20 protein-coding genes are annotated in these 23,710 nt (G+C 38.9%); 10 read left to right on the plus strand and 10 right to left on the minus strand.

What is annotated here, in order from left to right; all coding sequences use genetic code 11:
• Nucleotides 1-49: 49 nt before the first annotated feature.
• The 4 genes from GM920_RS08775 (at nucleotide 50) to GM920_RS08790 (ending at nucleotide 6,455) form a co-directional block, all read left to right on the plus strand.
• The gene (locus GM920_RS08775; RefSeq protein ID WP_182955874.1) at nucleotides 50-874 is read left to right on the plus strand and encodes a DUF3298 and DUF4163 domain-containing protein; all 825 of its coding nucleotides are present in this window, start codon (nucleotides 50-52) and stop codon (nucleotides 872-874) included.
• 2 nt (nucleotides 875-876) lie between these two features.
• A complete protein-coding gene (locus GM920_RS08780; protein WP_182955877.1) occupies nucleotides 877-2,154 on the plus strand; it encodes an aspartate kinase in 1,278 nt (425 codons plus the stop codon).
• An 11-nt stretch (nucleotides 2,155-2,165) separates the two neighbouring features.
• On the plus strand, nucleotides 2,166-3,347 hold the full coding sequence (locus GM920_RS08785) for a class I SAM-dependent RNA methyltransferase (RefSeq protein ID WP_182955880.1): 1,182 nt from the start codon (nucleotides 2,166-2,168) through the stop codon (nucleotides 3,345-3,347).
• A gap of 102 nt (nucleotides 3,348-3,449) precedes the next feature.
• The gene (locus tag GM920_RS08790) at nucleotides 3,450-6,455 is read left to right on the plus strand and encodes a glycosyltransferase family 117 protein (protein ID WP_182955883.1); all 3,006 of its coding nucleotides are present in this window, start codon (nucleotides 3,450-3,452) and stop codon (nucleotides 6,453-6,455) included.
• An 83-nt stretch (nucleotides 6,456-6,538) separates the two neighbouring features.
• Here GM920_RS08790 and GM920_RS08795 read toward each other — a convergent pair whose 3' ends face one another.
• The 4 genes from GM920_RS08795 to GM920_RS08810 all read right to left on the minus strand — a co-directional run bounded on the left by GM920_RS08795 (nucleotide 6,539) and on the right by GM920_RS08810 (nucleotide 9,988).
• On the minus strand, nucleotides 6,539-7,174 hold the full coding sequence (locus GM920_RS08795; protein WP_182955886.1) for a peroxiredoxin: 636 nt from the start codon (nucleotides 7,172-7,174) through the stop codon (nucleotides 6,539-6,541).
• 83 nt (nucleotides 7,175-7,257) lie between these two features.
• The gene (locus GM920_RS08800; RefSeq protein WP_182955889.1) at nucleotides 7,258-8,175 is read right to left on the minus strand and encodes a DUF72 domain-containing protein; all 918 of its coding nucleotides are present in this window, start codon (nucleotides 8,173-8,175) and stop codon (nucleotides 7,258-7,260) included.
• Nucleotides 8,176-8,325: 150 nt separating this feature from the next.
• A complete protein-coding gene (locus GM920_RS08805) occupies nucleotides 8,326-9,414 on the minus strand; it encodes a S1C family serine protease (protein WP_182955891.1) in 1,089 nt (362 codons plus the stop codon).
• Nucleotides 9,415-9,421: 7 nt separating this feature from the next.
• A complete protein-coding gene (locus tag GM920_RS08810) occupies nucleotides 9,422-9,988 on the minus strand; it encodes an RNA polymerase sigma factor (RefSeq protein WP_062547489.1) in 567 nt (188 codons plus the stop codon).
• Between the two features lie 210 nt (nucleotides 9,989-10,198).
• On the opposite strand from GM920_RS08810, the gene GM920_RS08815 reads away from it, so the two are divergent.
• The 4 genes from GM920_RS08815 (at nucleotide 10,199) to GM920_RS08830 (ending at nucleotide 13,031) form a co-directional block, all read left to right on the plus strand.
• Nucleotides 10,199-10,414, plus strand: a complete 216-nt coding sequence (locus GM920_RS08815) for a hypothetical protein (protein ID WP_182955894.1) — start codon at nucleotides 10,199-10,201, stop codon at nucleotides 10,412-10,414.
• 288 nt (nucleotides 10,415-10,702) lie between these two features.
• The gene (locus GM920_RS08820; protein ID WP_182955897.1) at nucleotides 10,703-10,915 is read left to right on the plus strand and encodes a hypothetical protein; all 213 of its coding nucleotides are present in this window, start codon (nucleotides 10,703-10,705) and stop codon (nucleotides 10,913-10,915) included.
• 140 nt (nucleotides 10,916-11,055) lie between these two features.
• Entirely contained in the window at nucleotides 11,056-12,402 is a 1,347-nt protein-coding gene (purB, locus tag GM920_RS08825) for an adenylosuccinate lyase (protein ID WP_182955900.1), read from the plus strand.
• Nucleotides 12,403-12,479: 77 nt separating this feature from the next.
• Nucleotides 12,480-13,031 (plus strand): NifU family protein, encoded by a 552-nt coding sequence (locus GM920_RS08830; protein WP_062547486.1) that lies wholly within the window; start codon nucleotides 12,480-12,482, stop codon nucleotides 13,029-13,031.
• 74 nt (nucleotides 13,032-13,105) lie between these two features.
• Here the strand turns inward: GM920_RS08830 and GM920_RS08835 are convergent, their stop codons facing one another.
• From GM920_RS08835 to GM920_RS08855, 5 genes are all read right to left on the minus strand, one after another.
• Nucleotides 13,106-13,900: an inositol monophosphatase family protein gene (locus GM920_RS08835; protein ID WP_182955903.1), complete on the minus strand. Its 795-nt coding sequence runs from the start codon at nucleotides 13,898-13,900 to the stop codon at nucleotides 13,106-13,108.
• 10 nt (nucleotides 13,901-13,910) lie between these two features.
• Nucleotides 13,911-15,065: a prolipoprotein diacylglyceryl transferase gene (locus tag GM920_RS08840; RefSeq protein WP_182955906.1), complete on the minus strand. Its 1,155-nt coding sequence runs from the start codon at nucleotides 15,063-15,065 to the stop codon at nucleotides 13,911-13,913.
• 32 nt (nucleotides 15,066-15,097) lie between these two features.
• On the minus strand, nucleotides 15,098-16,417 hold the full coding sequence (gene mtaB, locus GM920_RS08845) for a tRNA (N(6)-L-threonylcarbamoyladenosine(37)-C(2))-methylthiotransferase MtaB (RefSeq protein WP_182955909.1): 1,320 nt from the start codon (nucleotides 16,415-16,417) through the stop codon (nucleotides 15,098-15,100).
• A 54-nt stretch (nucleotides 16,418-16,471) separates the two neighbouring features.
• Nucleotides 16,472-17,038: a UbiX family flavin prenyltransferase gene (locus tag GM920_RS08850; protein WP_182955912.1), complete on the minus strand. Its 567-nt coding sequence runs from the start codon at nucleotides 17,036-17,038 to the stop codon at nucleotides 16,472-16,474.
• Between the two features lie 220 nt (nucleotides 17,039-17,258).
• A complete protein-coding gene (locus GM920_RS08855) occupies nucleotides 17,259-19,382 on the minus strand; it encodes a sulfatase-like hydrolase/transferase (protein ID WP_182955915.1) in 2,124 nt (707 codons plus the stop codon).
• A gap of 211 nt (nucleotides 19,383-19,593) precedes the next feature.
• Here GM920_RS08855 and GM920_RS08860 point away from each other — a divergent pair, with 211 nt between their 5' ends.
• Complete coding sequence (locus GM920_RS08860) at nucleotides 19,594-20,463, plus strand: AraC family transcriptional regulator (RefSeq protein WP_182955918.1); 870 nt, start codon at nucleotides 19,594-19,596, stop codon at nucleotides 20,461-20,463.
• Nucleotides 20,464-20,496: 33 nt separating this feature from the next.
• Nucleotides 20,497-22,353 (plus strand): alpha-L-fucosidase, encoded by a 1,857-nt coding sequence (locus tag GM920_RS08865; protein WP_182955920.1) that lies wholly within the window; start codon nucleotides 20,497-20,499, stop codon nucleotides 22,351-22,353.
• Nucleotides 22,354-22,452: 99 nt separating this feature from the next.
• Here GM920_RS08865 and GM920_RS08870 read toward each other — a convergent pair whose 3' ends face one another.
• Nucleotides 22,453-23,709, minus strand: a complete 1,257-nt coding sequence (locus GM920_RS08870; RefSeq protein ID WP_182955923.1) for a DUF2264 domain-containing protein — start codon at nucleotides 23,707-23,709, stop codon at nucleotides 22,453-22,455.
• Between the last annotated feature and the right edge of the window lies 1 nt (nucleotide 23,710).

Below are 23,710 nucleotides of genomic sequence, written 5' to 3' on the forward strand. Positions count from 1 at the left end.
CTCAAATAATCAGGTAACCGAATTCATTGAATCTTTAAATCAAAAGCAGATGAAAAAATTAGCGATACTAATGCTGGCTTTAAGCTTTGCCGCTTGTCAGAGTGAAAAAAAAGCAAGTGATCAGGAAGACAGTACAGGTCTTTCTAATCTGGAGATGAATTCAACAAGCAATTTAGCTTTTAAGTACGACAGCCTTAAGATTTTTAGCAAACCCAATCCTGCGGCCAAGACAAAGAGTACAGACACCACTTATGTCCGCATTGTGTACCCCTCGTTTCCAAATCAAAAGCTAAACCAGTTGTTGGAACAGAAAACAATCGCTGCAATTCAGAATCCTGATGATAAAAAGGTAGAGACTTATCAGCAAGTGGCTGATGCTTTTATAAAAGATTATGAAAATCTGAGAGATACAGAAGGTACAGTAGCGGCCTGGTTTTTAGATGCAGAAACGAAGGTGTTAACCGATCAGCCTGATTATATAGGATTAGAATACAGCCTGGTGAATTATGCAGGTGGTGCCCACCCGAACAGCAATATGATCTACTGGAATCTGAACCCAAAAACTTTACAGGAAATTACTTTGGAATCGCTAATAAATGAGGGCAGCATGCCACAATTGGTTACTATTGCAGAAAAGATTTTCAGAAAAAACGAGAAATTAAGTCCAACGGCAAGCCTTAAAGACACTTATTTCTTTGAGAATGACAAGTTCAACCTGAACCGTAATTTTACAATTACCAAGGAGGGATTAAAATTCCTCTACAATCCATACGAAATTAAAGCCTATGCTTATGGCAGCACTGAATTAATCATACCTTTCAGTGATTTAAAAACCATAGCCAGGCCAAATACTTTACTCAGTCCGACAAAATAACTATGCTCGTATTCAAATTTGGAGGCGCCTCGGTAAAAGATGCAGCTGGCGTCATCAACCTTGCGCAAATTGTTAGCCGCTACCCTAAAGAAAAATTATTGATCGTCATATCTGCCATGGGCAAGATGACCAACAAACTAGAAGAACTCTGCAAAGCTTACCTCAATGGAGAAGAAGAGCAGGTATACCTAATTTTTGAAGCTGTAAAAGCTTATCATTTTCAGATTATTAGTGACCTATTCCCAAATCATCAACATCCAATCTACAATGATGTAGCCAATACTTTTGTAGAAATCGATTGGCTGATTGAAGAAGAAATTACAGATACACCTGATTATATATATGATCAAATTGTTTCTATTGGCGAAGTGATTTCCACCAAAATCATTGCTGCTTATTTGAGCGAAATCGGCCTAAAAGCAAAATGGTTAGATGCCCGTAATTTTATCCAAACCGATAACAATTACCGCGAAGGAAATGTTAATTGGGAGAAAACGGAAGCTGAAATACAGCAAGAATTATTGCCATTATTAGATTCTTTTATTGGCGTAACCCAAGGATTTATTGGTGGTACCAGTGAAAATTTCACCACTACACTAGGTCGTGAAGGCTCTGATTACTCAGCAGCAATCTTCTCCTCCTGTCTAAATGCGGATTCCTTAACCATCTGGAAAGATGTGCCTGGTGTATTAAATGCCGACCCTAAATGGTTTGATGAGACGGAGCGCATTCCGCAACTGTCCTACCATGATGCCATCGAACTCGCTTATTATGGCGCTACGGTAATCCATCCAAAAACCATCAAGCCGATTCAGAATAAAAACATTCCATTGTTTGTACGCTCTTTCCTTAACCCGGACGCTGAAGGAACAGACATCACGAATGCTGAAAACCACTTACCTGTACCTTCTTTCATATTTAAAGTCAAGCAGGTTCTGATCTCTATTTTTCCTAAAGATTTCTCCTTCATTATTGAAGAAAACCTGAGTGACATCTTCAGTCTTTTTCACAAGCATAAAGTGAAAATCAATACCATGCTCAACTCGGCAATTAGTTTTTCGGTGAGCATTGATGAAGATCCACAAAAATTACAAAACCTAATTGAGGAGCTTTCAGTTCAGTACAGAGTAAAGTACAATACCGGATTAGAGTTGGTCACCATCAGATATTACAATCAGGAAACCATTGACCGGGTAACGGTTAATAAAAATATCTTGCTGGAAGTTAAAAGTAGACATACCTGTCAGATCGTGATGAAAGACCGTGACCTTAACACATAAAATCAATTCCATTGAACGAAAATATTTTAGCCAACCAAGTACAGGAATATATCAATAATCATTTAAATGGGGATGTATTTACCATTGCCATGGCTAAAAGTCCCTTTCCTGAGGTCAGTTCTAAAGAACTGGCCAACCAGATTGCAGCAAAGCAGAAAAGCGCCAAAAAGTTACCGACCTGGTATCATCAAGACCTGGTTTATTATCCGGCCTTATTGTCCATCGAGCAATGTTCTTCGGAAAGCACGGCTGCCTATAAATCTGGTTTAGCTATTGGAGAAAGCCTGATAGACCTTACCGGTGGTTTTGGTGTAGACAGTCTTTTCTTTGCTCGCAAGCTGAAATCTGTAACACACTGCGAGATCAATCCAGAGCTTTCAGAAATTGCGGCACACAATGCGGAGATACTCCACCAGTCCAACATCAGTTTCCTTGCACTAGATGGGATTGCTTACCTTCGGGAAACAACCGTCTATTTTGACAATATTTATATCGATCCTGCCAGAAGAAGCAGCACAGGAAAAGTCTTTATGCTCAAAGATTGTACGCCCAATGTGGTGGAACACCTAGACCTACTTTTGTCTAAATCTAAGCGGATCATCATCAAAACCGCACCTTTATTAGACCTCAGTGCTGGCCTAAAAGAGCTAAAAAATGTGAGCGAAATCCATGTGGTGAGTGTTAAAAATGAATGTAAAGAACTACTCTGGATCGTGGAAAACGAACCATCCGAGCGGGTAAAAATCGTTTGTACTACCCTCAATGAGCAAGAAAAAAGCTTCAGCTTTTTCAAAGGGGAAGAAGATAGCGAAGCCGAAATTCCGGAATTGGATTTACAGCAATACTTATACGAACCTGATACGGCCTTGTTAAAAGGTGGAGCCTTCAATCTGATTGCCAGCAGATATGGCTTACAGAAACTCCATGCACAAACACAGCTTTATACCTCTTCCAAAGTGATTGCGGATTTCCCAGGAAGAAGATTCAGGATCAAAGGCCTTTTAATGCCTGCAGACCTGAAAAAAGAAAAAGGCCTGAAGGGAAATGTGATCGCCAGAAATTATCGTGACAAAGCCGAACAATTGGTTAAAAAGTATAAAATCATGCCGGATCAACAGCGTTTTTTAATCTTTACGCAGAGTAGAAAACAAGGTTACCTGGTTATTGATGCTGACATTGAGCAACATTACTAAAAGCCCAAATTTTAACATTCTTTAACATACTTTAACATTTGTAAAATACTATCCTTTAATGATTTGGTTATTTTTGGTTAACCCTAAATTAAACCTTAAATCATGAAAAATTATTGCCGCATCAATAACCTGATAGGCTTTCTCCTTTTTGGAATCGCTACCCTTGTTTATTGGCTTACGATGGAACCGACCGTCAGTTTTTGGGATTGTGGAGAGTTCATCTCTGCCAGTTATAAAATTCAAGTTGGACACCAGCCTGGAGCTCCTTTGTTCCTAATGATTGGCAAACTATTCTCTTTATTTGCCATGGGCGACACCGCTAAAGTAGCTTACTGGATCAATTTCAGCTCCGTGCTATTTAGCGGCGCCACTATCATGTTCCTCTACTGGACCATAACTGCCATGGCCTCCAAACTATATTCTGAAGAAAAAAACAAAATAGAATCACTGGGGGTTATTGCCGCTGGTGTTGTAGGTGCTTTAGCTTATACTTTTTCTGATACTTTTTGGTTTTCGGCTGTAGAGTCAGAAGTATATGCCTTATCTACTCTATTTACCGCCATGGTATTCTGGTCTATTCTAAAATGGGAAAAAAGTATGGACAACCGTTGGTTGGTTTTCATCTCTTTCCTGGTGGGACTTTCTATTGGTGCACACCTCTTAAGTTTACTTACCATTCCTGCCCTTGTCCTCGTTTATTATTTCAAGAAAACAAAAAAAGTGACCTGGATTGGTACCTTAAAAGCTTTTGCTATTGCTTGTGTGATTGTGGGTATTGTACAAATTGTCATCGTACAGTATCTGGTTCTTGGTGCTGCAAAATTCGACCTCTTCTTTGTCAACACCCTAGGTTTAACCTTTGGTACTGGAGCAATGGCTTTTATTCTATTATTGATAATCACTATTAGTTATGGCATTTACTATTCCATTCAACAACGCAAATACAATTTGAACCTCAGTCTACTTTGTCTTGCATTTATTCTTTTCGGATTCAGTTCTTATTTTCTCATCCTGATTCGGGCGGATGCTAAACCAAGCATCAACTTATCCAACCCTGACAATCCGTTTTCCTTATATAGTTATCTCGGGCGAACGAACTATGGAGAGACTCCATTATTGTACGGAAAAACCTTTGACGCTAAACAAACCGATTTTAAGGAAACCGGCACAGAATACCGAAAAGGGTCATCAAAATATGAGGAATCCGGAAAGTCATTTAAAGTTAATTATGATAAGAACATGCTCTTTCCGAGGATGTACAGCAATAAACCGAATCACATCAGCTTTTATCAGCAATGGATGGGTTTAGAAAACGACCAGTCACCCACGATGTCTGATAACTTAGGCTTTTTCAGTTCTTACCAAATAGGTTTCATGTATGCACGCTACTTTTTATGGAACTTCGTTGGCCGTCAGACTGATCTACAAGGACAAGGAAATTTAGAGCAGGGAAACTGGCTATCTGGCATTAAGCCATTAGATGCTATCAGACTCGGTTCGCAATCCAATCTTCCCCCCTCTGTTCAAGAGAATAAAGGGCACAATGTATTGTACGGCCTACCCTTCCTCATGGGAATGGCAGGATTGATCTTCCTATACAGAAAGAACAAACAAGCGACCTTAGTTATTGCCACCTTATTCTTTTTTACTGGCCTTGCAATCATCTTGTATTTAAATCAGGATCCTTTGCAAGTCAGAGAGCGTGATTACGCTTATGTTGGTTCATTCTACGCTTTTTGCATCTTTATTGGCTTCGGAGTATTAGCCATCAAAGAAGTACTTAGCCCATATACGCCTGGAAAAATTAGCCTGGTTGTTGCCGCCTTAACCGGATTACTCATTGCTCCTACTTTAATGGCAGTACAGGGCTGGGATGATCATGACCGTTCTGGAAAAACCACTGCAAGAGATTGGGCTGTCAACTATTTGAACTCCTGTGCCCCCAATGCGATTCTGTTTACAAATGCCGATAACGATACCTTCCCATTATGGTATGCACAAGAGGTAGAAGGTATCAGAACGGATGTTAGGGTAATCTGCTTACAATTTCTAAGTGATGGAAATTTTATCAATCAACTGAAGAAACAACAAAACAAATCTGCTTCATTACCCATCACCATGGCTGCTGAGAAATACCAACAAGGCGTTCGCGACTATATCCCTTATATCGACTATGGAATTACCGATAGTGTGGAGCTAAATGACTTATTAACGGTACTTACTTCTGATGCAAAAGAAGATAAAGTACAAATGAACGATGGTTCTTTTGAAAACTTCCTCCCTACCAAAAAGTTAAAATTAACCATCAATGCAGATCAACTGGTAAAAACCAATACCATTAAGGCAGCTGATCAAGGAAAAGCTGTTAGCCAAATGGAATGGACGATAGATAAAAACTTCATTGGTAAGGCAGACTTGGCCATGTACGATATTTTGGTACATAACAACTGGGAAAGACCAATTTATTTTGCCACAAATGTTTCGCCTGACACCTATATTGGCTTAGAAAAATACCTCTATCTGGAAGGCTATGCCTACCGATTATTGCCCTTAAAAACAGATCCTAAAGATGATCGAGATAAAACACAGATCACCAATACAGCTGTTATGTATGATAATGTGATGCATAAAATGGACTATTCCGGCTTCAAATCAGCCAAATACTTAGATATTGAAAGTAGAAGCATTGCGGAGACTACTTGGTCCTTCCACAATAACCTGGCTACAAACTTAATTTTAGAGGGTAAAAATCCCCAAGCCCTTGCAGTAATGAAAAAAAGCGCAAAAGAACTTCCATTGAAAAGCTATTCTATTCAAGATAGTATCAACAGGTTCAATAGCATCCGAATATTTTATGATCTTAAAGACCTGCCACAGGCTAATTTAATGGCTAAAGAAACGCTTTCCTTTTTAGACCTGGAACTACAGTATATTGCCTCTCTGGAACCGGAATTACAAAGAAGACGGATAAGAGATATCCAAGTTGGTTTAGGTGTACTGAATGGGCTGGACGAAATTTGCAAGGCAAACCAGCAACTCGATTTGAGCAAAGAAATGAAAACCAAGGTTCGAAATTATGAAAGTATCTTTTTAAAGTCCGTAGGCTAATTATCGAAAAACTAAGTTCTAAAGAAATGCCCCCAATATGGGGGCATTTCTTCATTAAAAAATCATCAAAATAGACTAACTTCTTATTTATTAGGCTGAGGAGTCATTCTTAGATAAGGTTTAATCACTTTATGTCCTTTTGGAAATTTAGCTGGAATATCTTCTGTTTTAATGCTATTCATCACGACTACATCATCTCCATCTTTCCAATCTGCTGGAGTAGCTACACTGTAATTTGCAGTCAATTGTAAAGAATCAATTACCCTCAATACTTCATCAAAATTCCTTCCGGTCGAAGCTGGGTAAGTCAGCATCAATTTTACTTTTTTATCTGGTGAAATGACAAATAGCGAGCGTACGGTTAAGGTTTCAGAAGCATTTGGGTGGATCATATCATAAAGATCCGCGATCTTTTTATCTTCATCTGCGATGATTGGAAACTCTACATTAGTATGTTGCGTCTCATTGATATCCCTGATCCATCCTTTATGTGATTCTGCAGAATCTACACTTAAGGCCAGCACTTTTACATTTCTTTTTTCGAATTCACCTTTCAATGAAGCCGTACGACCAAGTTCAGTAGTACATACCGGAGTATAATCTGCCGGATGAGAGAATAAAACGCCCCAGCTATCTCCTAAGAATTCATAAAAATCGATATTACCGATAGAAGTTTCTGCTTTAAAGTTGGGCGCTACGTCCCCTATTCTTAAACTCATAATGTTGTGGTTTTAGGGTATAAATTATAATATCTACAAATCTAGTATACTTTTTAAAATAATTGTGGGTCTTATGTAATTTCTCATTTTTTACCATCTAGAAAATCAATCTCAGGTAGTTGGCTTCCTAAATGTTTATTGAATGCTTTAATGGTATAATTGGCCAGAATTGGCGTATCCATTTCATCGTGTTGGTGCAGAAAAAAATAGATCTTTTCTAATCCTTGATCCAACCATATCTTAAGTCTTTTCACCCATTCGTCGATCCTTGCTTCATCCGAAGCTTTGAATTCGGAGCCATTTCCAACAAAACGAATAAAAACTTCAGGAATGGTCAGTTCCATATGGATCACATCTCTTCTACCACTCGCATCAGTAATAGCTGCACCTTTATTTAGCCGGGCTAACATTTCGAAAAGTGTTTTTCGATTGCTTTCTATGTTGAACCACTCCCCATTTCTAAGTTCTACGAAAACCGATAAATCTGTAGGTAGATATTCAAGATAATGCGCTAAGATTTCCCTGTTTTTTGGCCCAAAATTATCACCCATTTGCAGAAAACATGGTCCGAGGTATTCCCCGAATTCGGAAATTCCTGCAAGGAAAATATCAGTAGCTTCTTCTGCCCCTTTTAATCTCTTCATATGGGTAATCGTTTGGGAAAACTTTGGACAGAATACAAAACCATTCCTTGCATTTAAAGCCGCCTTTTCCTTCCATTTCCTGATTTGTTCTGGTTTTGGAAGACTATAAAATACCGCATTGAGTTCAATAGAATTAAAATGCTTTACGTATTCATCCAGGAAATTTGCTTCTTTAGTTTTAGCTGGATAAATCATACCTACCCATTCCTTCCTTCCCCATTTAGCACAGCCAACGTAGAACTCCGGAACTGCCCCGTTTTTTTTAACGGATAAAGTCTTTGATGTTTGCTCCCCGTCTGCTGGCAGACTGAAGTCTATCATTTTAAGCTCATCGTTAGAAACCTTTCCAAAATCCATATCTTCTAAATTAGGTTATCACCAAATTAATCCTAGTTACCTTATAAAACTAGGAAATTCCAAGACAAAAAAGAGAAAAATAGCACCTAAAAAAAGAAGACCCTACAGCAGATCAGCCATAGAGTCTTCAAAGGAACTATAATGAAATTTCTATTTATATACTTTGATCATGAACACATAATCTTGTATTTTTTCCAACTGCTTATTTCTGCTCAGACCTTGCAAAGAATTTCTTTTATTAAATGCTACTTTTTTACCTAAAGAATCATTAGGAATGGAGTTTAAAGCTTCTTGGATATATTTCGATTTAACGGCAAATGTAGCACCATCTACCTGTTTCTCCTTCGCAGAAATCACACCAATGATATTACCTTGATGGTCAAACAATGGACCACCGCTATTACCTGGATTTACAGGGATAGCCACTTGATATTGGGTAGTATCACCATTGTAACCTGTTTTTGAACTCACATAACCTTGTCCAAAAACGGTATCATCCTTAGGGAAACCAAAGGTGTACACGACATCTCCCATTCCTATTCCATTTTGTTTCAATCGGTAAGGAAGGTTAGAAAGCGGACTAAATGAAGGATCTATGATTTTCAGGATGGCCAGGTCGTATTGAGAATCTGTTCTTACTACTTTAGCTTTATAAGACTCTCCCTTATTGTCCTGAACATATACAGAGTCTGCTCCATCTACTACATGCAGATTAGTTAGCAAATAACCATTTGCAGTTAATGCGAAGCCAGTTCCTCCAAAATTGGCAGGTTTCACATCTTTAGGAGTATTTTTAGAATTGATAATTCTGATCAGGCTACTTTGAGAGTTTTTAATTTTCGTCAGCTCCCGGCTCACCAGCTCTACACTACCAATTTGTTTGGTATTTTGCTGTATAGAATAAACGGTAACAATCGTTAACAAGATAAATGAGGCGGCAACACCAATGGCAGCTTTGTTTTTGCGCCAGATGTTCACAAAATAGGAAGGATGGGGTCGTAGTGTTTCTGTTAAGGTATCCACGTCGATTTCTGCATGTGCACGATCCATCTTTGCTTTTAAATCCATGATGTTCGCATAGTCTCCCATAGATTCCAGAAAAACCTTATGTGCAACCACCTTATGATCCACTACGGGGTCAGTCTTGCGAAGCTGCTCAAAAGCTACTCTTTCTGTCTCAGAAAGCTTACCATTCAGATAATCTTCAATTATACCTTCTAACTCTATCTCGTTTCTCATATCACCTTTATACTTGAAAAAACAATTTCTTCAGCCGCTGTAAACATTTATATTTTTGAGTTTTGGCATTATCCGTATTGGTATAGCCAAATTTCTCACAAATGTCCTGCATAGAGAGACCGTTGATGTAAAAATCCTGAATAATGGTTTTGCAAGGCTCACCAAGATGAAGAAGGGCATCATTCATTTTATCAAACTGCTGATCTTTTTCTTCATGTTGCTCCAAATCAACCTCTACTGCCATGATATCCTCAAAGTCTGAGATGTTATTGGTTTTCCGGCTTTCCTGCGATAGCTTTTTCAACCATATCCTTCTGCAAACTGAGTATATATAGGTCTTTAGTTTACTGCTCAATTCAAAATTTCCGCCCTTTATTTTATTATATAATACGATGATTCCTTCCTGATACACGTCTTTTGCATCATCTTCATCACCATTATTATTCAGGATAAACTGCAATACCATCGGAAAATATCCGGTGTACAGTTTATTTAGCGTATCTTCCGAGTCATTTAGTATCCCTAAAACTACCTCTCTATCTGTTGGAACTGAACTGCTTAACTTATTACTCACCAATTAATACATTTATACGTGAATGGTAACCCAATGTTAACCAAAAAAAAATACTTTTTTCTGATCTTTCCCTTAATACCTTATTATAACGTCAACCTCCCTAAATTCATCAAATAAAAATATTTTATTTTTTTTGAATTTGCCGGGTTACCTTTTAATGTTTCAGGTATTAATCAGCAAAATTAATTAATTATTTAAAATAGAATTATAATGAAAAACGCATTTAAATTAGGCTTTGCAGCTTTAGCAATCACTTTATCAGTAGCAGCTTGTTCATCAGAAAAAAAAGGTGAATCAACTGATACTACATTAACTGATTCAGGTGCTGTTACTACTACAGTTGACACTAACGTTGTTGATACTACAGTAAAAGATACTACTGTAAAAACTACTACAGTTGCTACTGATACAGTAACAAAAAAATAAGCTCAATAGGCTAATAACAAAAAAGGTGCTGGAATTTCCAGCACCTTTTTTGTTACAATTATATTTCCATGAACTGTGTAGACTATTGTTAGTCCACAGAAACTTAGTAGTAATATTACAGGCAGTGTAGCAAAAGTTCTAGAAATACTCCCTCCCCCCTTTTGACTTAATATCTGTTCAAAATTAAATTTGAAAAAAAATAAAAAATAACTGGGATACCTGGGTTACCTTTTCACATTTAGGGTATTAATCTACAAAATTGATTATTTAACATTTAAACAAAATATAATGAAAAACGCATTTAAATTAGGTTTCGCAGCATTAGCAATCACTTTATCAGTAGCAGCTTGTTCATCAGAGAAAAAAGGTGAATCAACTGACACTACATTAACTGACTCAGGTGCAGTTGTAACTACTGTTGACACTAACGTTGTTGATACTACTAAAAAAGATACAGTTGTTAAAACTACTACTGAAACTGTGAAACCAGCTGCTCACTAGTTTTAATTAACTCCATAAAAAAAGGCTTTGGAATTACTCCAAAGCCTTTTTTTATGCCCTGAAATTCAATTACCGCCCCTTCCATTCCCAAAAACGGCTAATAATACGTAACTTCGCGACCGTAAACAATCTTAATATCCATGAATTTATCACCATTACAAGCTATATCTCCAATAGATGGCCGTTATAGAAATACAACTGAAAGCCTGTCTAAGTACTTTTCTGAATCTGCCTTAATTAAATATAGGGTATATGTAGAAGTAGAGTATTTCATTTCACTTTGTGAAATTGGACTACCTGGATTAGCGAAATTTGATAAAGCAAATTATGGAAAACTGCGCCTGATTCATGAACAATTTTCAGATGCAAATGCTCAGGAAATTAAAGACACAGAAAAAGTAACCAATCATGATGTAAAAGCAGTTGAGTATTTCATCAAAAAACAATTTGATGATTTAGGCTTCCAAGACTACAAAGAATTTATCCATTTCGGACTAACTTCTCAAGACATCAACAATACTGCGATTCCTTATACTTTTAAGCTGGCCTTAAATGAAGTATATTATCCAAACATCAGTAATTTAATCAGCAAGATTAAAGAATTGGCAACAGAATGGAAAGATGTTCCTTTATTGGCGTTTACCCACGGACAGCCAGCTTCTCCTACTAAACTAGGTAAAGAGTTCCTGGTATTTGCAGAACGTTTAGAGATCCAGCTAAATAATCTAAAAAATCTCCCTAACAGTGCAAAATTTGGAGGTGCCACAGGGAATTTTAATGCTCACCATATTGCTTATCCAAACGTGAACTGGGTAGATTTCTCTAACAACTTCGTCAATGAAGTATTGGGATTAACGCGCGCGCAACACACTACTCAAATTGAACATTATGATCAATTTGCTGCACAATGTGATGCTTTAAAACGTATCAACAACATCATTATCGATTTAGACCGCGATATCTGGGCATACATCTCTAAAAATTACTTCAAACAAAGAATTAAAGAAGGAGAAGTAGGTTCATCAGCTATGCCGCACAAAGTGAATCCTATTGATTTTGAAAATGCAGAAGGAAATGCAGGAATTGCAAATGCTTTATTTGAATTCTTTGCTGCAAAATTACCTATCTCACGTTTACAAAGAGATCTGACAGACTCTACCGTATTGAGAAATGTAGGTGTTCCAATGGCACACACTATAATTGCGATGTCCTCTACGCTTAAAGGATTAAACAAAATCATATTAAACAATGACGCAATTGCTGCTGACCTGGAAAACAACTGGGCAGTAGTAGCAGAAGCGATTCAAACTGTTTTGAGAAGAGAAGCTTACCCGAACCCTTATGAAGCCTTAAAAGACCTGACACGTACTAATCAAAAGATTACAGCGGATACAATGGCTACCTTTATTGATGGCTTAAACGTAAACGAAACTATAAAAGCAGAATTAAAGCAGATTACCCCATTTAACTACACTGGTATCTTCTAGGAATTAATGACCTAAAACAGACATCGATACCATAATTTGCCGCTTTGAATTATTTATTTTTGTAAGAAAAAAAGACAATGACGATCAACGTATATACAGAACAAACCCCTAATCCTGCCACCATGAAATTTATGGTCAATAAACTATTGATCAATGGCAGCGAAGATTTTGCGACTAAAGAGAGTGCTGAGCTATCTCCTTTTGCAAAGGAACTGTTCAAGTTCAACTTTGTAAACGGCGTTTTTTTTGCAAGTAACTTTGTAACGATCACCAAAACTGAAGACGCAGAATGGGCCGATATTGAGCCAATTCTTAAAGAATTCGTAAAAGGTGCGGTAGAATCAGAGTATAAAATCAAAGAAGAAACTGACGAAGCCGCTCCGGCATTCACAGGAACTGACATTGAAATCAAGATCCAGCAGATCCTGCACGATTACGTCCGTCCGGCAGTAGAGCAAGATGGTGGTGCAATCAGTTATAAATCATTTGACGAAGGTGTGGTTACTGTAGAACTTAGAGGTTCATGCAGTGGATGCCCCTCTTCTACCATTACGTTAAAATCTGGTATCCAGAATTTATTGCAACGTATGGTTCCTGAAGTAAAAGAAGTAGTATCTGAAGCTTTATAAAATACCGCTCAAATAACCGATATTAAAAAGGCCTTGATTAATAAATCAAGGCTTTTTTTTATATAATTTTAGGATTAATCGTTGAAGTTTTTGGCCATAATCGCCAGCATTTCAACATCAATTATCCCATTTGTCGCAAGAATCTCACGCTGCTGAATAAACTCATCACCACCAGAGAAATTAAGAATATTCCCCCCTGCCTGTTGCACCAGATAAGCACCTGCTGCCACATCCCAGGAATTTAGGTTGTATTCAAAGAACCCATCAAACCTACCACAAGCCACATAGGCCAAATCTGTGGCCGCTGAGCCAATTCTTCTCAAACCGTGACAACTACGCATCATTTCTGAAAGCAGTTGCATATAGGCTTCCTGCTTATCGAACTGATAATATGGAAAACCAGTAGCAATCAAGGTCTCACTCAGAGACGTTCTTTTAGAAACAAAGATTTCTTTGTTGTTCAGGTAAGCTGCTCCGCCCTTATAAGTAGAAAACATCTCCCCCCTATTGATCTCATACACCACCCCAATGACCGGCTGCCCTTCTTCATAAAGAGCAATGCTGATTGCGTAAGTAGGCAGGCCATGAATAAAGTTTGTTGTTCCATCTAATGGATCAATGATCCAGTTAAAGACCTTACCAGTACTGTTGATTGTCTCCTCCTCCGTGATAAATCCGGCATCGGGAATCAATTTCACTAAATTCCGAACCAATTGCTTTTCTGCATTTTTATCTACATAAGAAACTAGGTCGTTTAACCCTTTAATTTCTACCGCAGCTGCGTCAAAATTCATGGACTCCTTACGAATAAAATTGCCTGTCAAACGGGCAATGGCAACAACTTTGGAACAGAGTAACTCGTAATTCAAATTTTAGATTTTAATAGTTAGTATGCTTTTCTTTATTCTTCACAGAATAGATAATAAGCAATAAACCGGACAGAAATAAAATGCTGGAGATTAGCTCCGCCTGAGTAAAACGGATCCCAGCAACATCATATTTGGTATTTACTCTGATCAATTCTACAAAGAATCTTTCCATACCATTCATCATCAGGTAAATCCCAAACATCATTCCCGGAAGTTTAATCTTAGTGCGGATACGCCAAAGGATTAAAAATAATATAAAACAAACAATCACCTCATAAATCGGTGTTGGATATACAGGATTCGCCAATTCATGGCAAAATTTACCTACGCAGCCCGGAATAGGAACACCTTCATTGGCCACATTATTTGGGTAAGTATAAGCCCATAGCCAATCTGGTAACCAACTCACAGGTTTAGGATTCAGGTTGTCAATTCCCCAGTCTCCATCTCCAGACATCTGGCAACCAATACGACCTACAGCATAAGCTAACATCATTCCCGGACCACCAATATCCAACATGTGCAGGATTTTAATACCGTTCTTTTTGGCAATGTATAACACTGCAGCGCCACCGCAGATCAAGCCTCCATAAAAAGTAAGTCCGCTAAAAGATAACAAACCACCAATCGGATCTTGTACAAATGTATCCCAATGCTCCAGGTTGTCAAATATTTTAGCGCCCAGGAATCCCCATACTGCTGCCCAGACAATCATATTACCCATCAGCTCATAAGGATGCTGAATTACTTCCACCGTTTTTGGTGCCGGCAATTTAACCCTGTTTTTTTCTTTATAATCCCAGTAGGCGAACAAACCTGCAAAGAATAGACCACCTAAAAGACTGCCTTTTGTAGAGAGTAATACTGTTTGAGCATCGCTCACAAATAATCGATAATTTAATAAAGCGTAAACCAGTTTATAACCAATCAGGAAACCAAAGACTCCATTATAGAACAGCTCAATTGTGGTTGCTGGTTTTCCTATAGTAATATACTTCTTGATCGGGTGGATAATACCTAAGGCTTCTTTACGTTTAAATTCTTCTGTAAATGCCCAGTAACCGGCAATAAATGCGAGCGCTACAAAAACACCGAAGGTATTGAAAGGAAGAGGTATCTGAACACCAAAAAGATATTCTATAAAATGGGATACGGTTGGAAACATAAGAATAGATAGGTTTTTATGCGAATATATGATTAATGAGCTAAAACTTCTTCGGTTTCTGCAACTTCTACCTCTCCATCGGCAGTAAGTTCGATCAATTTCACTCTTTTAATCTCGTTTACCATTACCGGGTCATACTTTGCCTTTACTTTTACATAATTTTTGGTAAAACCATGCATGAAGCCATCTTTTTGATCGTCTTCAAAAAGTACTTCACCTACCGTACCTATTTGAGATTGGTAGAAAGCTCTACGCTTTTTATCTGATAAAATGTGGAGCATTTTGCTACGGTCCGCTCTGGTACTACCTGCTACACGGCCCGTCATTTCTGCCGCAGCAGTTTGCTCGCGTTCAGAATAGGTAAATACGTGTAAATAGGAAATATCAAGTTCATTTAGGAACTGATAGGTATCCAGAAAATCTTCATGTGTTTCACCAGGGAAACCTACAATCACGTCTACACCAATACAGCAATTTGGAATTAGTGCTTTGATTGTGGCCACACGTTCAGTGTACAGTTCTCTTTGGTAACGTCTTTTCATTAGTCCCAGGATCTTATTCGAACCTGATTGCAAGGGAATATGGAAATGGGGAACAAATCTTTTTGAATGGGCAACGAACTCAATAATTTCATTACTCAGCAGGTTTGGCTCAATAGAAGATATGCGAATTCTTTCAATTCCTTCAACTTCATCCAGGGCTTTCACCAGGTCGAAGAACTTATCTTCTCTGTTGCCATCTCTGATACCGAAATCTCCCAGATTTACACCGGTAAGCACGATTTCTTTCACACCACTTTCCGCGATTTGCGTTGCTCTGTTGACTACGTTTTCGATGGTGTCACTGCGACTGCCGCCACGTGCCAATGGAATCGTACAATACGTACAAGGGTAATCACAACCGTCCTGAACCTTAAGGAAGGTACGTGTTCTATCACCGATAGAATAGGCTGCAATAAAATTATGGTTTACTTTTTCTATGTTCTGCTGATGAATAACGGCTTTTGGCTGTTTCGTTAAATCAGAGATATATTCTACAATTCGGAATTTTTCTGCAGCACCCAATACCATATCAACGCCTTCAATTTCGGCAATCTCCACGGGTTTCAATTGCGCATAACAACCTACAATCGTCACATAAGCATCCGGCGAATACTTCAGCGCTTCTTTTACCACCTTACGGCATTTCTTGTCCGCGTGTTCCGTTACAGAGCAGGTATTGATTACATATACGTCCGCCCCAGCTGTAAAGTCCACCACCGCATAACCGGCATCGGTAAATAACCTCCCTATGGTTGAAGTTTCTGAAAAATTTAACTTACAACCCAGTGTATAAAATGCAACCTTCTTCATTTAGCCCTTATAAAATTTCTTTGAGAATGCGCAAAGATAAGGTTTTAGCTGAGATTATTCCTCATTCCAGCGGTAACTATCCTGACGGAGACCGGCAAGGTCAATGACGCGGCTAACCACGGTTTGCGCCACTTCTTCAATGGTTTTCGGCAGACTGTAAAACGAGGGGCTTGCCGGACAAATGATACCACCAGCTTCGGTTACGATCTTTAGATTATTGATGTGAATGAGGCTAAAAGGCGTATCACGCACTACAGCAATCAGTTTTCTACGTTCTTTCAAGACTACATCTGCAGCTCTGCTGATAAGGTCATTGGAAATACCATGGGCGATCCTACCCAAAGTTCCCATAGAACATGGAATGATAATCATAGTGTCAAATTTTGCGGACCCTGAAGCAAAAGGGGCATTGAAGTCCATCTTCGGATAGAATTTGTAAGGGTAACTATCGTAAGCTTCGTTACCCAATTCAAAGCGCCAAACTTCTTTCGCATTGTCTGACATCACCACTGCTACGGTCTCAATCTGATCAGAGAGTGTCATTAAGTTATCTAGTAGTAATTTAGCGTAAATAGAGCCGCTGGCTCCGGTAATGGCAACAATGATTTTCTTCTTATCCATAGCAACTGCAAAGATAAAGTTAAAACAAATACGATGTATGGGTGTGTTTGGAGGAGCTCTAAAATAAAAAAGGATCGGAAATAAATTTCCGACCCTACATCTACCTATGAAAAACATACCCTCGAAAGGGTAAGCTCAAATGTAATTAACTTTTTGATTAAATGAAAGTTTAAACACTTTTTTTTACCGTATAATCTACTTTAGAAAGGATTAAAGCACATTATTTTACAGTATAAAGATTTTTATCACTCATTATCTGCCAGTTAGCCCCATCTTCCTTTTGCTTTAAGGTTAACGATATTGCTTTTTCCGGTTCCTCCCTTACATAAATCTTGATCGGATGGTATCCGGCTTTCAGTTTTACACTAGTATTGATCTCCTGTCCAGCGGAGTAACCAAAATCTGCATCTAACAATTCCGCTTCATGTAAACGGACGTAAGCTTTCCCATTAGTTTCAATGGAGAAGCTATATACTCCATCCCTTGGTGCTTTAAACCAAGCTTCATACAAACGCATACCAGCCTGTTTTGGAACAAAATTAGTATTCAACTCTTTTGCCTTGCCTCTTTCAGATACCACTCTTCCTTTTTCGCTGGCTACCCATGGAAAATCTCCCTTAAAGAACTTCCAGCTGATGCCTGAAATAAGCTTTACTTCAGGATTTAAGCCTGGAATAAGGGCATTATCATAAGGGCGAGGTGCGTCTGTGTGTACTTTTCTACTTTGTAATACTTTAGCTTTCATTTTTTCCTGTAAACCACGATAAGCTGGATCTCCACCTAGATTATTGGTTTCTTTAGGATCTTTGACCACATCGTAAATTTCAAAATCATCAGTAGCAGATTTGATGTTGTAGCGTACTCCAACCAAATCTCCAATACGGATCATTTGCATTTGGTTCCGCTTCCTGCCTCTTCTACTCGCTTCAAACTCTTTAAAATCAGGGGTATTCCCTCCTTCTGTATATTCTACATAGACCTGCCCTTGCTCCTGTTTACCTTTACCCGTTAAAACGGGCAACAAGGAAACACCATCCAATCTTGCTGGTGCTGGTACATTTGCTACCGCTGCAAAAGTAGCCATCCAGTCGGACAGCATACTTGGCGCCGAAATCGTTTTCCCTGCTTTAATTTTTGAAGGCCAGGAAACCAAAGTCGGCATTCTCAATCCCCCCTCCCAAACGTCTCTTTTGATCCCGTCAAAAGGACCGTAACTTCCAAAAAACTCAGGGGTATTAGGCACATAACCTTTAGGCAAGTAAGATTCTATGGAGGGTCCATTATCCGAGGTGAAAATAACCAAAGTGTTTTCTGCGATATTCAGATCTTTTAAAAGTTGCATAATATCGCCGATGGCATCATCAATTCTACGGTTGGCAGTTGCATATCGTTTAAAAGTATCCGGCCATGGTTTTTCAGGAGTCGACAAATTGTGATCATCATCATAAGTCGAATTTGCATAATCGGGATGCATATAACTGTCAATTTCTCCAGAAGCAGTATTGATCATCGCACCTTTTTTACCTGTCCATTGTAAGCCCCCCGTCAGGCCACCTCCTACAGGGTAAGCCTGAGTTGGCAACTCTAACACCGCATGAGGTGCATCATAGGCTAAAAACATAAAGAAAGGCTGTTTTGCTTGCTTGCCCTGTTCATGCGCTACAATCCAATGTTTCGCATAAGCGGTCCATAAATCGGTAGTGTAGCTTTTACTTAAACCGGCAGCCACATTGGTATAGTTGTCATAAACTTCCTTCTTACCTCTGTAAAGGCCTTCAAAAGGATAATGCTCATGTCCGTCAGCATGTCTCATATAGCCATAAAACTGGTCAAATCCTCGTTTCGATGGGTGAGCAGGCCAATTGGGTTCATCTTTTGTTTCTCCCTGCAATCCCCATTTACCAACAGCAGCAGTTGCATATCCTGCGGTTTTCAACATATTAGCGACGGTATGGTTGTCTTCAATTTGCTTATCAAACTGATTGTCCCTTACGCTCGCATTTCCCTGGCTCATTCCAGTCATAAAGGATGCTCTCGAAGGTGCACAAACAGGGGCATTACTATATTGATTGCTGAATTTTGCTCCTGAAGCAGCCATCTGATCCAGATGGGGTGTCAATTGATAAGGCAATGTCTTATCACCTTTTTGTTTTCGTTGGTTTTGAAAGAAAACGCCAAGGTCTCCATAACCCAAATCATCTGTTAGAATGAAAATAATGTTCGGGGCATCTGCTTTTTTTACTGATAGAGGTTGTTGTTTTTTTTGAGCACTGAGACTCATTGGAATTATTGCAATAGGAAGCATAAAGACCATTAAATTGGTTCTCCAGGTTCTTTTCATCATGTTGGTTTAGGTTGCGTATAGTGTTTAGCTCCAAAGTTATCAGTTTTTATGAAATACCGTTTACGCTAAACAGATTAACCTGAGTCAGTTAATTGAACACATTGATCAAGCAAGGATCATTCAGCAATATTGGCGATTATTTATGTATTAATGAATTTACAGGGTATTTATAAAAGATTTTTATAAATTTAGCCTGACCTAACCAAATTTTATGAAGCCACAACTACTCAAAGTTTCAAACAACCTTGTGAATTCATTTAGTGCAAGGAGAGATAAAGTCCCTTACATCAACAACCGCTGGCATTACCATGCTGAAGTGGAATTCATCTATTTTAAGAAAGGAAATGGCACCCAATTTATTGGAGATAGTATCAAGCGCTTCAGATCCGGAGACGTGGTGCTAATTGGTGCCCACCTTCCTCATTACTGGAGGTTTGACGACAGTTACTTTACCGAAGATGAACAAGAAAATGCCGATGTGGTTGTGGTTCATTTCTGTGAAAATTTCTGGGGAACTCATTTCCTAAACCTTCCTGAAAACAAGGCCTTAAAGCTCGTTCTTGAAAAAGCGCAAAGAGGGATTCAAATCTCTGATAAAGGAAAAAAAGTCATTGGAGAAATCATTGAATCCATACTGCTCTCTGAAGGATCTAAAAGAATTATTCTTTTGATGGAAGCATTACTAGCTGTCGAAAACTGTACAGAACACGAATTACTTTCTTCTATAGGCTTCCGCCATGATTTTGAAGAGATTGAGAATGACAGAATCAATGCCATCTACAATTACTCGCTGGCAAATTTCAAAAGAAAAATTCAGATGGAAGAGATGGCCGCTGTAGCCAATATCAGTCCCAATTCATTTTGCCGATATTTTAAGTCGAGAACCAGGAAAACCTATACCCAATTTATTAGTGAAATCAGAGTGGGACATGCTTGCAAATTGCTGATTGAGGACAGCATGAATGTAAAGCAGATCTGTTATGAAAGTGGCTTTCACAACTTTGCCAGCTTTCACAAACACTTTAAAATCATTACCGGAAAAAGCCCGTTAAACTACCAGAAATCTTACCTACAAAAGTAACACACACACAAAACAACGAAACCAACCAATTCTATGAACAAAAAGACCTTACTGTCTGTCTTATTTCTTTGCCTGTCCATGACAGCCAGCAAAGCTCAGGACAACAGCTCAAAAGAAAAAACCAATGCGACCGCCAATACTAAAAAGATGGAATGGTTCAAGGATGCCAAACTTGGAATATTTATCCATTGGGGAGTTTATTCAGTAAATGGGATCGCCGAATCCTGGGCATTTTTCAATAACTACATCAACCATGATAATTATATGAAACAATTGGATGGCTTTAATGCCGCCAATTACCAACCGGAAGAATGGGTAAAACTGATCAAAGAAAGTGGTGCCAAATATTCGGTGATCACCACGAAACACCATGATGGCGTGTCTTTATGGGATACCAAAGCTCCAAATGCCACCACAACAATTAAACATAGTGCAGCAAAAAAAGACCTGATTACGCCTTTTGTAAAAGCATTAAAAGCTTCCGGACTAAAAACAGGACTCTACTTTTCATTACCTGATTGGAGTTATGGTGATTATGATGTTTTCACCAGAGAACATAAAAGGTATCAATTGAAAGCAGAACCAAAAAGATGGAATACCTTCCTTAGCTATTACCAACAACAGCTCAATGAGCTTTCTGCCAACTTTAAACCTGACCTAATCTGGTTTGATGGAGATTGGGAGCACAATGGAGAAGAATGGCAGGCACAAAGGGTACTTAAAAATCTCCGCAGCTATAATTCAGATATCATCATCAATTCCCGTCTCAATCACCATGGTGATTATGAAACCCCAGAACAGGGAATTCCTGTCGTTAAACCAGCTGGCGATTATTGGGAATTGTGTTATACCATTAATGATTCCTGGGGTTATCAGCCCTACGACAACAAGTATAAATCACCAAATATGATCATTCGAACCTTAGTAGATTGCATCTCTATGGGCGGAAACCTGTTGTTAGACATTGGTCCTAAAGCCGATGGAACGATCCCAGAACAACAAGTAAAAGTGTTGAAAGGTCTTGCCCGCTGGACCAGTAAACATGGGGAAGCGATTTATGGAACACGCTCAGGAATCCCTACTGAGCATTTCAATGGAAAAACCAGTCTTTCCAAAGACAAAAAAACTTTATACCTGTATGCAGATTGGGTTCCTTATGGAGGAGTATTTAATCTGAATGGCCTACTTTCTGATGTTCAATCTGCTAGAATTGTAGGCAGTAATCAATTGCTTACCTATAAAAAAGAGGGAAATAACCTGAGCCTACACATTCCTCTAAACGCGGCAGATCAAGATGTGACGGTAATCGCACTTCAGTTCAATGAGCCTATCCGTTTAGCAGAGAAAACTACTATAATTGCATCCCTTAGCCCTCAAAAAGAGCGCAGTGAAAAACAACTAATCGCACAAATTTCGGCTGCAATCCATGACGGCAACAACCCTTTCGTAAATACAAAACTTACGGTAGATGGATTGGGATTGGAAACAGAAAAGAAAAATTTTTCTCCTGAAACTTACAACTGGATCACCAAAAATTCAGAAAGCCTATACAAAACAACTAAAGGACTTCCGGAAGGTCATTACCAGGGAAAAAGTGCCATTTCTGCCGACAAACAAACCTTGTTTCTATTTGTAGAAGGTAAACCAACAGGCCCGATTGCATTAAAAGGGATTAAAAATAAGATCAGCAGAATCCGTATTGTAGGCGAAGGAACCATGATGGAACCAGAGATCTATAATAAATTATACTGGAGTGCAGTTCCTGGTATTGTATACATTCCAATTCCTGAAGACCGCTTAGATAAAAGCTTAACAGTAATTGCCGTTTTACTCGATGGCCCGGTAGATTTGTACCGTGAAAAAGTAGGCGCGATAGAAAGTAACCTGTAAACAATGCCGATCAAATAAAAAACTCCCCTACATTGGAACGATCTTCCTGATGCAGGGGAGTTTTTTTATACCCTATGATTAGAATGGAGCATAATGTTCTTAAAAACTCACCGCATGATCTTCCGGGTATAACTGTCCGGACCAAGCTTTTTTGCCGCTCCAGTCTTCTGCAGGACTTGTCCAAAACACATCGTTTTCAGGCAAGCCTAAAGGCAAAAAACCAACACTGCACAAGTATAAACTTCCTGTGCTGATATAAGTTTCCGCCGCTTCTGGCTGATGGCCGCAGAAACCCAATTGTAACCAGCCTGAGGGACTGAATGTTCCTTTCATTCCAAATTGTCTTTTCATCACAGCAGTCATGGCAGCACGCACCTGTGCCGGACTAATCATGGTTGGCAATTGCTGATTTAAAGCTAGCTGCGCTAAAGGCTGGAATGCACCAACTCGATAGACTACGGATCTTCCGATCGCAGGATAAGACCCTTCCGGTGAAATCATGCGTTCCTGACTCGCGCCATAACGCTGCATTCTCCGCAGTATCAAATTATAATCTTTTTCGTTATAAAACCCTTTCTCCAAAAGTACCTTGACAATATCTACCAACATAGGTTGAATCACAAATCCATTGTAATAATCAAAATGGAACTTCTCACCATCCCCATACCAGCCATCTCCTTTATACCATTCTTTATGTTTATCTATGGCATAAGTGACTTTTTCCTGCTGCCATTCTTCTCCAATTTTCAAAAAGAAAACCTCAACCATAGCAGCAAACAACAACCAGTTATTTTGTCCGGGTTTAATCCACCTTAAATTACGAAAAGCAGTAATAACCTGTTGCTTTCCAGCAGCAGGAAGAGGTTCCCAAAGCTGCAAAGGGGCACGTAAGAAAGCGTGTGCTAAAAATGCCGCATCTACCAATAACTGAGACTCCCCCTTTTTCACAAAATCCGTATAATCCGGACTTGCCGGATCTACAATATTTAGAATACTTTTTCTAGCCAATTCCGCAAATTCAGCTCTTTTCAATCCTTCTTTCGAAGAATCGGCAGGTAAAGAAAGCCAACCGGATACACCGGCAAGCGTTCTACCCAGGGCCTCCAAATAAGTAACTTCCGCAACCTTTTTCGCATATCCTTTTGGAGTTTCTAGAGGCATGTTCTTCTTTAACGTTCCTTGAGATGCGTTTTTCAATACTGGTTCCGCAATACGAATCATAAGCGCCAACCAATACGCCCTGTCAGATGACGCGCCTATAAAAGTTTCCGGAATTGCCGCAATCGCCTTCCGCGGATTGATTAAACCAAATAATCCTGCCAATGGCGCAATCTTAAAAAAGCTCCTTCTTCTCATT

It is taken from the genome of Pedobacter gandavensis, from assembly GCF_014172405.1.
GTDB classification, from domain to species: domain Bacteria; phylum Bacteroidota; class Bacteroidia; order Sphingobacteriales; family Sphingobacteriaceae; genus Pedobacter; species Pedobacter gandavensis.